Below are 718 nucleotides of genomic sequence, written 5' to 3' on the forward strand. Positions count from 1 at the left end.
TGGAAAGGGGAATAAACAAATGAAAAAAAACGACTTATTCATCGACGTATCTAGCCACAATGGATACGATATTACAGGTATTTTGGCTGACATGGGTACACAGAATACTATTATCAAAATTTCTGAAAGTACAAGCTATATCAACCCTTGCCTGTCCGCACAGGTCGAGCAATCAAACCCTGTCGGCTTTTATCACTTTGCTTGGTTTGGAGGAGATGCAGACGAGGCAGAACGAGAGGCACGCTACTTCCTTGATAATGTACCTCAAAAAGTAAAATACTTGTGTCTTGATTACGAAGATCACGCTAGCGGAGATAAACAGGCAAATACAGATGCTTGTATTCGCTTCATGGAAATCCTCAAAGAAAATGGCTATGAGCCAATCTATTACAGCTATAAGCCATTTACGCTCAATAATATCTATTATGAGCAGATTCTTGAGAAATTTCCAAACAGTCTTTGGATTGCCGGCTATGGGTTAAACGATGGAAATGCTGATTTTGAGTATTTTCCAAGCTTGGACGGGATCCGCTGGTGGCAATATTCTTCAAATCCGTACGACAAAAACATTGTTTTACTAGATGACGAAGAAGCCAAGTCACAATGGAAAAGAAATGATACAGGCTACTGGTACGTTCGAGAAGACGGATCTTATCCAAAAGAGAAGTTTGAAAAAATTGATGATGTCTGGTATTACTTCGACAACTCAGGCTACATG

General features: G+C 39.7%; 1 protein-coding gene. It reads left to right on the forward strand.

Annotation, left to right across the window (positions count from 1 at the left end):
* Positions 1 to 19: 19 nt before the first annotated feature.
* Positions 20 to 718: GH25 family lysozyme (locus HMPREF2613_RS06390; protein WP_070479768.1), on the forward strand; the 699-nt coding region annotated here is incomplete at its 3' end.

This window comes from Streptococcus sp. HMSC070B10, from assembly GCF_001808665.1.
GTDB lineage: Bacteria > Bacillota > Bacilli > Lactobacillales > Streptococcaceae > Streptococcus.